This is a genomic window from Gordonia sp. Swx-4 (assembly GCF_030316175.1).
Taxonomy (GTDB): Bacteria; Actinomycetota; Actinomycetes; order Mycobacteriales; family Mycobacteriaceae; genus Gordonia; species Gordonia alkanivorans.
Genome location: NZ_CP128197.1, coordinates 4,689,817 through 4,702,641, shown reverse-complemented (window position 1 = coordinate 4,702,641; position 12,825 = coordinate 4,689,817). Strand labels below are relative to the sequence as shown.

At 67.5% G+C, this 12,825-nt stretch carries 14 protein-coding genes; 10 read left to right on the top strand and 4 right to left on the bottom strand.

Going from position 1 to position 12,825, the window contains the following annotated elements:
• Window positions 1-63: 63 nt before the first annotated feature.
• The 3 genes from PWF70_RS21340 to PWF70_RS21330 all read left to right on the top strand — a co-directional run bounded on the left by PWF70_RS21340 (window position 64) and on the right by PWF70_RS21330 (window position 3,185).
• Window positions 64-615, top strand: coding sequence for a dihydrofolate reductase family protein (locus PWF70_RS21340; protein ID WP_279939610.1), 552 nt, complete (start codon window positions 64-66; stop codon window positions 613-615).
• Between the two features lie 122 nt (window positions 616-737).
• Window positions 738-2,096, top strand: coding sequence for a styrene monooxygenase/indole monooxygenase family protein (locus tag PWF70_RS21335; RefSeq protein ID WP_279939612.1), 1,359 nt, complete (start codon window positions 738-740; stop codon window positions 2,094-2,096).
• A gap of 156 nt (window positions 2,097-2,252) precedes the next feature.
• Entirely contained in the window at window positions 2,253-3,185 is a 933-nt protein-coding gene (locus tag PWF70_RS21330) for an oxidoreductase (RefSeq protein WP_035752931.1), read from the top strand.
• Window positions 3,186-3,264: 79 nt separating this feature from the next.
• On the opposite strand, the gene PWF70_RS21325 is transcribed toward PWF70_RS21330, so the two are convergent.
• The gene (locus tag PWF70_RS21325; RefSeq protein WP_006359890.1) at window positions 3,265-4,350 is read right to left on the bottom strand and encodes an NAD(P)H-dependent amine dehydrogenase family protein; all 1,086 of its coding nucleotides are present in this window, start codon (window positions 4,348-4,350) and stop codon (window positions 3,265-3,267) included.
• Window positions 4,351-4,380: 30 nt separating this feature from the next.
• The gene (locus PWF70_RS21320) at window positions 4,381-5,445 is read right to left on the bottom strand and encodes a Rieske 2Fe-2S domain-containing protein (RefSeq protein WP_035752929.1); all 1,065 of its coding nucleotides are present in this window, start codon (window positions 5,443-5,445) and stop codon (window positions 4,381-4,383) included.
• A gap of 211 nt (window positions 5,446-5,656) precedes the next feature.
• Between PWF70_RS21320 and PWF70_RS21315 the strand changes: the two genes are divergently transcribed.
• Both PWF70_RS21315 and PWF70_RS21310 read left to right on the top strand, forming a co-directional pair.
• Window positions 5,657-6,685 (top strand): alpha/beta fold hydrolase, encoded by a 1,029-nt coding sequence (locus tag PWF70_RS21315; protein WP_006359888.1) that lies wholly within the window; start codon window positions 5,657-5,659, stop codon window positions 6,683-6,685.
• Between the two features lie 64 nt (window positions 6,686-6,749).
• Complete coding sequence (locus tag PWF70_RS21310; RefSeq protein ID WP_006359887.1) at window positions 6,750-7,406, top strand: TetR/AcrR family transcriptional regulator; 657 nt, start codon at window positions 6,750-6,752, stop codon at window positions 7,404-7,406.
• Here PWF70_RS21310 and PWF70_RS21305 read toward each other — a convergent pair.
• The gene (locus tag PWF70_RS21305; protein ID WP_262338850.1) at window positions 7,403-7,528 is read right to left on the bottom strand and encodes a hypothetical protein; all 126 of its coding nucleotides are present in this window, start codon (window positions 7,526-7,528) and stop codon (window positions 7,403-7,405) included. The genes PWF70_RS21310 and PWF70_RS21305 overlap by 4 nt on opposite strands.
• Window positions 7,529-7,756: 228 nt before the next feature.
• Between PWF70_RS21305 and PWF70_RS21300 the strand changes: the two genes are divergently transcribed.
• From PWF70_RS21300 to PWF70_RS21285, 4 genes are all read left to right on the top strand, one after another.
• Complete coding sequence (locus PWF70_RS21300) at window positions 7,757-8,401, top strand: hydroxyethylthiazole kinase (protein WP_286352770.1); 645 nt, start codon at window positions 7,757-7,759, stop codon at window positions 8,399-8,401.
• Window positions 8,402-8,465: 64 nt separating this feature from the next.
• Window positions 8,466-9,842, top strand: coding sequence for an LLM class flavin-dependent oxidoreductase (locus PWF70_RS21295; protein WP_042375182.1), 1,377 nt, complete (start codon window positions 8,466-8,468; stop codon window positions 9,840-9,842).
• Window positions 9,839-10,720, top strand: coding sequence for a sulfurtransferase (locus tag PWF70_RS21290; protein WP_241548593.1), 882 nt, complete (start codon window positions 9,839-9,841; stop codon window positions 10,718-10,720). Before PWF70_RS21295 ends, PWF70_RS21290 begins: the two co-directional genes overlap by 4 nt.
• Window positions 10,721-10,853: 133 nt before the next feature.
• Window positions 10,854-11,519, top strand: a complete 666-nt coding sequence (locus tag PWF70_RS21285; protein WP_042375186.1) for a GntR family transcriptional regulator — start codon at window positions 10,854-10,856, stop codon at window positions 11,517-11,519.
• Window positions 11,520-11,526: 7 nt separating this feature from the next.
• Here PWF70_RS21285 and PWF70_RS21280 read toward each other — a convergent pair whose 3' ends face one another.
• Entirely contained in the window at window positions 11,527-12,240 is a 714-nt protein-coding gene (locus PWF70_RS21280) for a cutinase family protein (protein WP_127962264.1), read from the bottom strand.
• A gap of 161 nt (window positions 12,241-12,401) precedes the next feature.
• Here PWF70_RS21280 and PWF70_RS21275 point away from each other — a divergent pair, with 161 nt between their 5' ends.
• The gene (locus PWF70_RS21275; RefSeq protein WP_187346458.1) at window positions 12,402-12,785 is read left to right on the top strand and encodes an SRPBCC family protein; all 384 of its coding nucleotides are present in this window, start codon (window positions 12,402-12,404) and stop codon (window positions 12,783-12,785) included.
• The last annotated feature ends 40 nt before the right edge of the window (window positions 12,786-12,825 follow it).

Sequence of the window (12,825 nt, the reverse complement as noted above, 5' to 3'; positions counted from 1 at the left end):
GCCTACCTCGGAAAACAGCCGTAGCCTCGGACAATCCCCTCGAAACCGACTGTGAGGAGTTGCATGCTGATCTACACGATGGGTGTCTCGGTGGACGGTTTCATCCACGATCGCGACGACGACTTCGACTGGCCGGGACACAGCGACGAACTCTTCGCGTTCCACACCGACCGCGTCGGCAGCCTCGGTGGCACGATCCTGGGCCGCCGGTTGTACGAGACGATGCGGGTCTGGGAGACCGACCCGGCCATGCGCGACACCGAAGCAGGAGCCGTCTTCGCCGACATCTGGACCGCGCTGCCCAAGGTCGTCTTCAGTCGCACCCTCGACGCGGTCGAGGGCAACGCCAGGCTCGCCCGCGCGGCTGTCGCCGACGAGGTCGCGGAGGTCGTCGCCGCGACGGACAGGGACGTCGAGATCGGGGGTGCGGACCTCGCGTTGCAGGCCTTCGAACTCGGGCTGGTCGACGAGCTGCGAATCTTCCGGTATCCGGTCGTCGTCGGTGGCGGCGCCCCGTTCCTGCCACCGGTCACCGATCGCGTCGACCTCGATCTGGTGGAGACCCGACTGTTCGGTGTCGTCGCATACGAGCGCTACCGGGTGCACCGCGACTGACGCCGCCCGGCGACCACCCATTTGTTCGTGCTGCGTCTAAACCTTCAGCGACGACGATCGCCCCGGCACCCTGTCTCCCAGTCATCACACGCAGTGCATGCAACCGATCTCAGGAGACACACATGACCACACGACGATCCGTCGCGATCATCGGGGCCGGACTCGCCGGGACCACTGCCGGTCTCGGATTTCTCGACGCCGGCTTCGACGTCACGATCTACAGCGACCGCGACCGTGACTCGCTGCGCAACAAGGTGCCGCCGACCGGCGTCGGCGTGCTCTTCGGCAAGTCCCAGGATTGGGATGCCGAGATCATCGAGGATCTCTACGAGGTCGGCAAGACCACCGGCATGAGCGTCCGCCTGTACGGCGGCGCGGGGGAGGATCGCGCCCCCGTTCTCGAATACGACCCCGACTACGGTTACATCTCCGCTGCCGTCGACCTCCGCCTGCGTGCCGACGACCGCCTCGGCCGGTTCCTGGACCGCGGCGGACGATTCGAGGTCACCACCGTCGACCTCGACAACCTCGACGAGATCGCCGGGGCGGCCGACCTCACCCTCGTCGCCACCGGCAAGGGCGGGTTGTCGACGCTGTTCCCGGTCGACGAGTCGCGCACCAAGTACCGCGAGCCGCAGCGTCGACTGCTGCAGGTCACGTTGACGGGCGTCGACCACGGACCGGACGTGTTCGCCTACCGCTCGCAGGCGGGCGGAGGTCACTCGCTGTACAACCTCGACAGCGAGAACGGTGAGCTGTTCGTCGGTCCGTTCCTGCACAAGGACGAGGGTGCGACCTGGTCGTTCATCGTCTTCGCGAAGCCTTCGGGCGCCTGGGCGGCGCGCATCGACGACGTCCACGACGCGGTGGGTGCCCGTCGTACCATCGCCGGCATCTTCGCCGAGTTCTTCCCGGAGGACGCGCCGGTCATCGAGCAGCTCGAGGTCATCGAGTCCGACCCGGTGTCGTGGCTCAAGGGTGCGGTCACCCCGACCGTGCGCCGGGCCGTCGCGACCACCAGCGGCGGTCACGCGGTCGCGGCCATCGGCGACACCGCGATCTCGTTCGACCCGGTCGCCGGTCAGGGTGCACAGAACGCGCTCATCCAGGTCGCCGAGCTGGTGAAGGCCGCGCGCGCCCACGACGGTGAGTTCACCGCGGACTGGCTGACCGAGGAGTTCGAGCAGCATTGGGAGCGTCGTGGTCACGCGGCCACCGAGGTCACCCGCCTGTTCCTCGGCGACCCCGACTTCGCGACCCACCTGGAGCTGTCGTTTCCGGCTGCCGCCGTCGATCCGAACGTCGCGCAGGCACTGCTCGGCCTGCTGTCCGACCCGAATCCGCTCCTCGGTCTGCGGACCCGTGAGGATGTCGAGAACTTCATCACAGCTGTGGCGGGAGAGCCGTACGACCAGGTCCTCGCCAGGTTCGCGCCGGCCGGTCAGTTCAGCGGCGCCGCCCCAGCGCCCGTGACGGTCTGACCCTTTCGTCGCACGACCACCGGGTGCACCGCACCCCGACTGCGTTCTCCAGAACGCGGCCGGGGTGCGGTCGCGTGTGACACCCGAACCGGAACTGTCACATGAGATGTGATACGAACAACAGCGTCCGTTGTGCCGGAATCAGAGGGGGAGCGCGTGAAGACGGGTTGGACATTGGCCGACGCGCCTCCACAGACCGGGCGGGTCGCCGTGGTCACCGGAGCCAACGGGGGCATCGGCCGTGAAGCCGCCCGCGGGCTCGCCACTCTGGGCGCCACCGTGGTGCTGGCGTGCCGCAACGCCGAGACCGCCGCCGCCGCACGCGACGACATCGTCGCCGAGGTACCCGGCGCGGAGGTGGAGATCCTCGACCTCGATCTCGCCAGTCTCGACTCCGTCCGCGCAGCCGCCGAGGAGATCCGGCGATGCCATCCCCGCATCGACGTGCTGGTGAACAACGCCGGCGTCATGCGCGCTCAGCGCGACCTGACTCCCGACGGTTTCGAGATGGACTTCGGTACCAACTATCTCGGTCATTACGCGCTCACCGGGTTGCTGATGGACCGGTTGCTCGCCGCCGACGCCGCGCGGATCGTCACCGTCGGCAGTCACGCCCACCGCGCGGGCAACATCGATTTCTCAGACCTGCCCATGGACCGCACGTTCACCAGTGCCGGGGCGTACTCACGAGCCAAGCTCGCTCAGATGCTGTTCTCGCTGGAGCTCGATCGCCGGCTGAAAGCGGCTGGGGCCACGGCGATCTCGCTCGCCGCCCACCCCGGTGGCACGCGGACCGGGGTGATGCGCGAGCAGAACAAATTCCTGCAGTGGGCGTATCACGCGCCGTCGCTGCGGTGGCTCACCGATCGGTTCATCATGGATCCGCCCGAAGGGGCCCTGCCGATCCTTCGGGCAGCCACCGATCCGAAGGTCTCGGGCGGCCAGTATTACGGTCCGACAGGGAGTTTCGGCCTCGCCGGCCCGCCGATGCTCGTCGAGCCGTCGCCGAAGGCCAAGGATCGCGCGGTCGCCGAACGGCTGTGGGATATCGGCGCCGAGCTCACCGGCATCAGTATCGATCTCGGCTGAAGGGGATTCCCGAAGAGGCTTCTCGAGGGAGGGAACCCGAGGGTGGATTCACCCAGGTCGATACCGACACCGCGCCGGCTCAGCGCTTGAAGCGGCCGGCGAAGCTTCGTAGCGGGAGATCGGCACTGGTCACGATCCCGGGCGGGGCCGCGACCACCGATCGGATCGAGTTGAGTGCGGGCAGGCCCGTGACGGTCATGCCGATCGACGCGAAGTTCTCCGGGTTGGAGAGGTCGAATCCCTTGCGCGGGAAGATCATGTGCTTGGAGTAGATGTTGGGGTCGCCGGTCACCTGGGTGATGTAGCAGGCCTGAATGTTCCACGACGGGTCGGTGTGCGGTGTCATCTGCCATTCCAGATGCGATTCGACGCGCGGCACACCGTCGACCATTCCCTGGTACTTGATGTAACTACCGCCCAGCGACCCGGCGGGGAGCTGGTACCAACCGAGGTCGACGTCCTTGGTGCACGCACCCAGTTCGTAGGAGAACGCCACCTCGTCGAGTTCGAGATCGAAGGCGTCGGCCATGAGGTACACCGAGTCGGCGAAGACGGCGGTGTACTTGTAGAGCGAGTCCGGGATGGACGGGTCGTCGACCGGCAGGCCGTAGCCGACGGCCTTCCAGGTGTCGACCGAGTGGTGGCAGGAGACGTCCACCGACTCGGTGACCGTGACGTTCTCGATCTCGGCGACGTCGGCGGTGTGCACGATGCCGAGGATCTGTGCCAGACCGGGATTCATGCCGGTTCCGTAGAAGGTGGCACCGCCCTTCGTGCAGGCATCGGCGATGATCTCGCTGACCTTGCGGCCGGAGTGGTGCGGATGGTTGGTGTCCCGGTGGAAACCGGTGATCCAGTCGGCGGTGGTCACGATGTTGATCCCGGCTTCGAGGACCTGGACGTAGAGGTCCTCGTCGGGGAACACGCCGTGGAAGGTGAGCACGTCGGGTCGTGCGGCGATGATCTCCTCGACGGTGCCGGTCGCGATCACACCGACCGGTCCGATGCCGACGATCTCGCCGGCATCACGGCCGACCTTGTCCGGTGAATAGCAGTGCAGACCAACCAGTTCCAGGTCCGGATGATTGCGGATGCGGTCGATCATCTCGGTGCCGAGGTTGCCGGTGGCCACCTGGAAGACCCGGATCGGTTCGGGTGTGGTCATCGTTTGGTCCTTTCGGGACGGGCGTGGAGGTCAGGATTGCGCTGCCGCGCGAAGTGCGTCGAGCTCTGAGCGACGGATACGGACGAACTCGTCGGCTGACGCGCCGCCGTCGGGATAGAACTGTCGGGCCCATTGCCGCAGCGCGGTGAATCCGGCGTACTCCTTGCGGGACAGGGCGGGTGGATCGGAGTAGCGCTGGTGCGCCCAGATGTCGATGTCGGCGGCGAACTGTTCGATGACCAGGTCGGCCATGGTCTTTCCGTATCGGGTGATGTCGCCGGTCTCCTCGCCGGGCTTGCGGCCGATCCAGACGGTGAAGCGCACGTCCGAGGTGTGCTCGTCGACCGGTGTCACCGCGGGCATCGTCCGGTTGTCGACCATGCCCCAGCTCCGGGTGACCGAGCAGCCGAGGCCGGCGTTGATGGATTCGACACCGCTGGTGGCGTTTTCGAGGGTGGCGCCCTCGTCGAAGGCGATGGTGAAGTCGACGTAGGACACCGGACCGGAGAAGTCGTGCCGGGTAAAGTCCGGCATGAACGGTGTCTTGTGGACGAACTTGAAATGTGCGAAGTCGACGCCGTTCTCCATGATGTACTGCGGATGGATCTCCAGGCCCGGTCGGAAGAGCGTCGCGGCGGGCACCGGCGGGTAGTAGTCGTCGGCGGTGGCCTGCCCGTTGTCGCTGCCGAAGTCGGCGAAGATGTCCGGGACGTCGAAATGCGGTGACCGCCCGTCGACGTCGTGCCAGATCCAGACGGCTTCGTTGCGTTCGACCACGGGGTAGCTGCGGATGCGCCGACCCTTGTTGGGGTGGTTCTCGTAGGGGATGCAGACGTTGCGTCCCTCCTGGTTCCACTCCCAGCCGTGGAAGGGGCAGACCAGGTTCTCGCCCTCCACGTGACCTCCGTGGCCGAGGTGGGCGCCGAGATGTTCGCAGTAGGCGTCGAATACGGAGATCCGGCCGGACCGGGATCTCCAAGCGACCATGTCGCGACCGAAGTACTTCATCGTGTGCACGGTCCCGACGGCGATCTCGGTCGACCATGCGACCTGAAACCATCCGGTGGGTGTCATCGACAGCGGCGTTCGCGCCATGCGGTCACGGTAGGACGCGCCGGGCAGGAATACAAGAGGGTTCTGTGAAAAGGTTCAAACCCGCGTTCAAATGGAGGTTTGAGGGGTGCCTCGACCGGTTACTCGGGTGTCCAACAATTTCCCTTCGAAACTGTTGGAACATTGAACGCCGGTTTGTATCATTGGACCGGTGCTGTGACGTGGCTTACAGCAATGACGCCGGGAGGCCGAGATGAACGCAGGTGGAGGGATCGGCGCTGCACGATTGGCGCTGACCGGACTGGTACGACCGGCTGAGGCCCGTCGCCGGCTGCGTAATCAGCAGTTCGAGAACGCGCTGTACAACTCGCGTGCGCCCGAACGCGCCTCCTGGGCCCTCACCGACGACGGTGCCCGGCTTCGGGTCCACCACTACGGTCCGGCCGATGCCCCGGTCCTGGTCCTGATCCACGGCTGGTCGTGCTGCATCGAGTACTGGAACCCGCAGATCAACGCCCTCGCCGAGCGTTACCACGTCATCGCCTATGACCAGCGGGGCCACGGGGAGAGCACGTGGGGCGGCCGCACGTTCGACGCCGACGTGCTGGCCGACGACCTCCAGTCGGTGGTCGACCAGTCCGTGCCGGTCGGGTCGAAGGCCGTGTTCGTCGGCCACAGCATGGGCGGCATCACCGTGCAGTCCTGGGCGTACCGTCACCGCGACCGGGTCGAGGAACACGCCTCCGCGCTGGTTCTCGCGAACACGACGTGGGGCGGGATCGTGGACGAGACGCGCGTCCTGCCGCTGCTCAACAACCTGTGGAAGGCGCCGGCATGGCTCCCGCAGGCAGCCCTCTCGGTGCCGTTCCCGCTGCCCGGCGGCCGGTTCGCCCGCAGCCTTGTCCGGACCCGCATCCTCAACGGCCGGTCCGCGACCGTCGACCACGCCGCCTTCGTCCTCGCGATGACACGCTCCTGCGACCCGGCCGCCCGCGCGAAGGCCGCGGTCGGGCTCACCCGGCTGGCTCTCGGACCCGTGGGTGCCGAGGCGATCACGGTGCCCACCACGGTCATCGGTGGACGCCATGACCTGTTGCTGCCGCACGCGATGACCCAGCGCATCGCCCACACGCTCTCGATCCGGGGCTACCTCGACCAGCTCGTCGTGCTCGACACCGGTCACGCCTCCAACGTCGAGGCGGCAGACGACTTCACCGCGGAGATCCATCGGGTCATGTACTCGGCATCGACACCTCCCCGGTTGGAGGGTGCCGCGAGCTGAGCGGCCGGGTCTCCGCGGAGCGGCAGGGTCGAGGGTGGGTTCGCAACGGATACCATCAGCGTCCATGCCACCCGTCGAAGCCGGTCGGCCGTCGGTTACTCCGGCGGCTGCCGCCCGCCGCGTGAACCGTCGCGGCCAGGCCACCCGCGACGCGATGCTCGACGCCGCGATCAGTTCGCTGGCCTCGGGTGACCCCGCGTCGGTGTCGGGCAACCGGATCGCCAAGGACATCGGCGCCACCTGGGGTGTGATCAAGTATCAGTTCGACGACATCGACGGCCTCTGGGCGGCGGTGCTGCACCGGACCGCCGAACAGCGTGGCGACCTACCTGTCAGTGTGAAACCCGAAGCGCCACTGGGCGAACGGGTGGAGGCGATCATCGAGCTCATGTACGAGGGACTGACCGCGCCGGAATCCCGCGCGATCGAGACCCTGCGGGCCGCCTTGCCGCGCGATCCCGACGAACTCCGGCGACTGTTCCCCAAGACCGCCGCAGAGTTCGCCTCGTGGGGGCCGTCCTGGACCGAATCCTGTCAGCGCGCCTTCGCCGACCTCGACGTCGACCCGGAACGTGTCCGGGAGGTCGCGGCGTTCCTGCCCGGCGCCATGCGAGGTCTGGTGTCGGAGAAGCAACTGGGCAGTTTTCAGGATCAGGTGCTGGCCCGCCGCGGTCTCGCGCGGGCGATCGTCGCACTCCTCGCCCCTGCCCGGTTCGGCTAGCCTCGCCAGGCGTCCGAGGTCCGCGAGACGACGGTCTCGACGGTGAGGATCACGACGCACAGCATGGCGACCGTGCCCGGGATGAAGACCAGCAGGAGGACGGCGAACACCGACAGGAGCACTCCGGGTCGTCGGGTGTGAGGTCACGCATGGCATCCATCGTCGCCCAGGTCGGGGCGGATCGGAGTGAGGCCGCGTGGCTCGTTTCAACCCGGCGTGAATTTAAGTACGACCTCGCTGGCGAACTCCGCATCCAACTGTATACAACTAAATGCAGTTGTCGCCGTGCGATCACCTGGCGTCGTGAAGCGGACATCCCAGACTGGATCAACCAAGGAGTGAAGGTGGAGATGGAGACGACGACCATCGAGTCGTCCGAGGTGAAGACAGCCATCGCACGCCTTCGGGAGAAGGCGCCGTTCGTCTACGGCCTCACCAACTACGTCGCGGCGAACCTCAGTGCCAACGTGCTCCTCGCGCTGGGTGCCGGCCCCGCCATCGGGTCAGCGCCCGGGTGGGCCGCTGCGTTCCCCGCCGGTGCCGGCGCCGTCTGGATCAACGGTGCGGCCCTGATGTCGTCGGTGACACCCGACGAGCTCGACGAGGCGGCCGCGACGGCGCACAAGGCCGGTACTCTATGGGTGCTCGATCCGGTGGCGATCGGTGCCGGTGCGAGCGAGTACGACGCGATCCTCGCGTCGCTCGCCCGGCGTCTCGACGCGGTCATCGCGGTGTCCGGTGAGGTCGACTATCTCTGCGACCCGGCGGGTCGCGCGACCGCCGTCCCCGGTGGCGACGCGAAGATGCCGCAGGTCACCGGGACCGGATGCAGTCTGGGTGCACTCAGTGCGGCATTCTGCGCGGTCGTCGATCCGTTCACTGCCGCGGCCGCCGCACATGTGGCGTTCGCAACCGCCGGCGAGCGGGCCGGTGAGCGTGCGACCGGCACCGCGTCCTTCGCCATCGCCTTCGTCGACGAACTCTCCCTCCTCTGACGCCGACCGCCTCCGACGTCTGCCGAACCGCCCATCGCCGATCACTCGCAAAGGAGCGAATGAGATGCCCAGCAGGAAGATTCATCTGGCCGCGTTCATGAACGCCGGCCCGCAGGGGACGGTCGGTTGGCGGCACCCGGACGCCGGTGACGGTTTCCTCACCGCCGAGCACTACCAGCACATCGCGCGGGTTCTCGAGGCGGCGCGCTTCGACATGGCGTTCGTGCCCGATGCGCTCGCCGTACCGCGCAGCCTGGGCGGCTCCTTCGCTCCGGCCGTCAGATTCGGTTCGGGCACACCGCGTCTGGACCCGATGACGGTTATCACGCTGATGAGTTCGGTGACCACGAAACTCGGGGTGGCCGCGACGATGTCGACCGGCTACCAGGAGCCCTACAACCTCGCTCGCAGCATGGGCACCCTCGATCACCTGAGTGGCGGTCGCGCCGGGTGGAATGTCGTGACCAGCTTCCAGGATGCGGAGGCGCAGAACTTCAACCAGGACAAGCTTCCCGACCGTGAGGAGCGCTACGCGCGAGCAGAGGAGTTCCTCGAGGTCACCACCCGATTGTGGGACTCCTGGTCCGACGACGCGTTGATCCGAGACAAGGCGTCGGGCCGCTTCGGTCATCCCGATCAGGTGGAGGCCATCGATCACAAGGGTCGGTTCTTCCGGGTTCAGGGACCGCTCGGCGTCCCGCGCCCGCCGCAGGGCTATCCGGTCATCGTCCAGGCCGGCGCGTCGCCGACGGGCCGTGACTTCGCCTCTCGCTGGGCCGATGTCGTGTTCTGCAGTCACGAGTCGCTCGACAGTGCGGTCGCCTTCTACCAGGACATGAAGCAGCGCGCGGCAGCCCACGGTCGAGATCCCGAGCAGCTCAAGATCCTGCCCGCCGCGACCACCGTCGTCGGCACCGACTACCGCGATGCGAAGGCCAAGCACGAGGCGTTCTTCGATCTCGTCGACCACGAGGCGGGCCTGTCGCGGCTGGCCTATCACGTCAACGTCGACCTCACGAAGTACGACCTCGACGGTCCGCTGCCTTCGCTCGAAGTGGTTGGTGTGGAAGGCCATTACCGCGAGGTCGTGGAGTTCGCCGAGCGGGAGAACCTGTCCGTCCGCGAGATCGGGCGCTGGTACGGCGCCCGCACCGAGGGCAACATGATCGGCTCGGCCACCGACATCGTCGACACGATGGAACAGTGGCTCGACGCCGGTGCGGCCGACGGTTTCATGATCCAGGCGACGCACGTCCCGGCAGCCTTCGAGGACTTCGCCACCCTCGTGGTGCCGGAACTGCAGCGGCGCGGGCTGTTTCGCACCGAGTACGAGGGCGACACCCTGCGCGAGAATCTCGGTCTCGCGCGCCCCGAACGCGGTGAATGGCGCAACCGCGCCAAGAGCGTCGCCGACGCCGCAACTGGTGGGGCAGGTGCGTGACCGGTACCGAGACCGCCCTCGTGTCCGCCGGATGGCTTCATCGCCGGCTGGATTCGACGATCGTCCTCGACGCGAGTGTCGAACGCTCGGTCGACGACAACGGGCAGACCGTGTTCGCCCCCGGTGGTGAGGTGTTCCGCACCGCCCACATCCCGGGAGCGCGGTTCGCCGACCTTTTCGCGGTCTTCTCCGATCCCGCGGCGGCGGTCCCCTTCACGCGGCCGACTGTGGCGCAGATGGCCTCGGCGGCACAGCAACTGGGCATCACGCCGTCGGACGAGATCGTGGTCTACGACCAGCTCAGCGGTGCGTATGCGGCGCGGGTGTGGCTGGTGCTGCGGTCCTTCGGGTTCGACCGGGCCAGGGTGCTCGACGGCGGTTTCGCCCAGTGGGTGGACCAGGGGTACCCGGTGGCCGATGGCGATGCATCGGGTGAGACCACCGAACCGCGCATCGACGTCCACCTGCGCGATCTCACCGGCCGGGCATTCGCCGACCTGGACGAGGTCCGGGCGGTGGCCGTCGACGAACAATCGTCCACGACGCTCGTGTGTGCGCTCCGCACCCCCGACTACACCGGTGAGTCCGGCGGCGCGCGTCCCGGCCACATCCCCGGCAGCGTGAGCGTGCCCTACCCCGACCTGCTGAACGACGACGGCACGTTCTCGACCGACCGAACCCGAAAGGCACTGCGGGCATCCGGGATCGACGCCGGTTCCGAGGTGATCCTCTATTGCGGCGGCGGGATCAACGCGGCCGGAGCCGCCTTGGCGTTTGACGAGGCCGGATACCCGCTACCTCGTGTCTACGACGGATCGATGAGTGAATGGCGCGCTCATCCCGAACTCCCGCTGGTGACGGGTCCGCATCCACGATGAGCCCTGTCGCGCCCGGACACGGCCACCGGCTGGGAGGCCCACCGCAACACGTGCGGTGTCACGGCCGGTCTGTCTGCGAGGATCGAGGGGTTCGTCTGCCCGCCCCGCACGACCCCACGGAAGGTGACCGCCGATGAAGAGCGCCCGCGACGCGGTCTACGAAGCGCTGCACGAGCGGCTGACGCACGGCCACTACCCGGCCGAAGCGACACTGATCCCGCAGGCGTTGAGCGAGGAGTTCGGGGTGTCGCGGACTCCTGTTCGGGAGGCGTTGGGGCTGCTCGAACGCAAGGGACTGCTGGTCGCGGCGTCTCGGGGTTTTGTCCTGCGCATCCGCGGCGACGAGGAGATGCTCGAGATCTTCGAGGTGCGGGCCATTCTCGAGTCGAGTGCGGCCGCGGCGGCCGCCGAGCGTCACACGCCGGTCGACATCGCACGACTCAAGGAAGCGTTGGCGCTGAGTTCGAACTACACCGAACCCGCCGATATTCGGCAGGCGCTCAACGTCTTCCACGACTGTGTGCTCCGCGCCGCACACAACCAGACGATCTACGACATGGAACGAGACCTGCGCGACCAGATCAAGGTCAGTGCACCGTGGTTCACCCCGACCGGCCGCGAGAGCTTCGAGAGTTCGGTCAGCGAACACGAGCAGATCCTGTCGGCGATCATCGGCGGATCGGCTGAAAAGGCTCGGTTGCTGATGCTCGAGCACCTGAATCACGACAGGGACGTGCGTATCTCGCAGCTGGTCTCCCGGACGATGGGCGGCGTCGCGGGGGAGAGCTCCGCTCCCTGAGCGGCAGTCAGGCGCGTCGGGCGACGAAGCGCGCGGCGTCGAGCGTCATGCCGTTGACCGAGTAGAGCGTGTGCAGGGCGTTCGGGCCGCCGACCGGCGAGCCGTCGCAGATGGTGTCACCGGCGACGCAGTAGCGCACCGTCTTGCCGCGGTAGGGGGTCGACACCCGCACCGGGGGCGCTCCGATGTCGGTGATGAAGCGATCCGACGGGGCTCCGAAGAAGACGATCGCCGCAACGTTGCGCGAGAGGGACGCCGGCAGCGGCGGCGGGACGAAACGGTCGTAGGCGGCGTACCGCGCCGGCAGGTCCAGGCCGGCGTGGACCGCATACCCCGCGACGACGGCGCCCTGGGAGTAGCCGCCGAGAACGACCTTGGTGCCCGGGCACTTGGCGGACAAGTACTTCACGCGGTTCTGCGTGGTGCGGACCCCGTCGGCGACGGTTTGGGCGAACTTCAGGCGGTTGCCGAACTGGTCACTCGCCGGGTACGGGACGCCGTAGGCGGCCACCGACTTGCCCGGCAGCTGGCTCCGAACGGCCTCGACGAACGACAGACCGGTCAGTCCCAGCGGTGGCGCGGGCTCGATGGTCCCGCGTGCGAACACGACCTCGACGTCGGGGCAGCCCGGCCTGGCCTCGGCCGCCGGGCTCCCGGCGATCACCGACCCGGCGACGGCCGCGATCAGGGAGGCGGCGACGATGCCCAGTCTGGTGATCATGCCTGTCGGCCGGGTCGTTCGTGGGTTCGCGTCGTGGTTCATTCTGATCCCGTCGGTGGTGGAGTCGCTCGTCGTCACGGTTCGCATGGGGTGACCCCCGTAGTCGTGACCATTCCAGGTTCCCCGTCATGTGTGCCACCAAACGCGGAATACTGTTCGCCATGCGGAGTCGTCATGTGAGCACGGTGATCGGTGCGTCCGCCGACCTGGTGTACGACTTCGTCTCCGATCCCGGCAATCTCCCGAAGTGGGCGGCCGGACTCGCGAGTTCCGAGGTCGTCCGACGCGGCGACGACCTCCTGGCCGAGTCGCCGATGGGCACCGTGACGGTCCGGTTCGTTCCGCGGAACACTCTCGGGGTCGTCGACCACGACGTGATCCTCCCGAACGGCGACACCGTGCACAATCCGCTTCGCGTGCTGCCCCATCCGGAGGGGGCCGAGGTGGTGTTCACTCTGCGGCAGCTGGCGATGTCCGACGCGGAGTTCGACCAGGACACCCGCATGGTGGAGGAAGACCTGGAGCGCCTCAGGGCGCTGTTCTGAGAGCTTCCTGCCAGAATCTTGGTCCGGCCGAACGTATTTC

What these genes read in the sequence shown, in the direction of transcription:
- PWF70_RS21310 (WP_006359887.1), top strand. Translation starts at nt 6,750, where the DNA reads ATGCCACCCGTCGAAGCCGGTCGGCCGTCGGTTACTCCGGCGGCTGCC.
- PWF70_RS21335 (WP_279939612.1), top strand. Translation starts at nt 738, where the DNA reads ATGACCACACGACGATCCGTCGCGATCATCGGGGCCGGACTCGCCGGG.
- PWF70_RS21275 (WP_187346458.1), top strand. Translation starts at nt 12,402, where the DNA reads ATGCGGAGTCGTCATGTGAGCACGGTGATCGGTGCGTCCGCCGACCTG.
- PWF70_RS21295 (WP_042375182.1), top strand. Translation starts at nt 8,466, where the DNA reads ATGCCCAGCAGGAAGATTCATCTGGCCGCGTTCATGAACGCCGGCCCG.
- PWF70_RS21325 (WP_006359890.1), bottom strand. Translation starts at nt 4,350, where the DNA reads ATGACCACACCCGAACCGATCCGGGTCTTCCAGGTGGCCACCGGCAAC.
- PWF70_RS21285 (WP_042375186.1), top strand. Translation starts at nt 10,854, where the DNA reads ATGAAGAGCGCCCGCGACGCGGTCTACGAAGCGCTGCACGAGCGGCTG.
- PWF70_RS21300 (WP_286352770.1), top strand. Translation starts at nt 7,757, where the DNA reads ATGGAGACGACGACCATCGAGTCGTCCGAGGTGAAGACAGCCATCGCA.
- PWF70_RS21315 (WP_006359888.1), top strand. Translation starts at nt 5,657, where the DNA reads ATGAACGCAGGTGGAGGGATCGGCGCTGCACGATTGGCGCTGACCGGA.
- PWF70_RS21340 (WP_279939610.1), top strand. Translation starts at nt 64, where the DNA reads ATGCTGATCTACACGATGGGTGTCTCGGTGGACGGTTTCATCCACGAT.
- PWF70_RS21320 (WP_035752929.1), bottom strand. Translation starts at nt 5,445, where the DNA reads ATGGCGCGAACGCCGCTGTCGATGACACCCACCGGATGGTTTCAGGTC.
- PWF70_RS21280 (WP_127962264.1), bottom strand. Translation starts at nt 12,240, where the DNA reads ATGATCACCAGACTGGGCATCGTCGCCGCCTCCCTGATCGCGGCCGTC.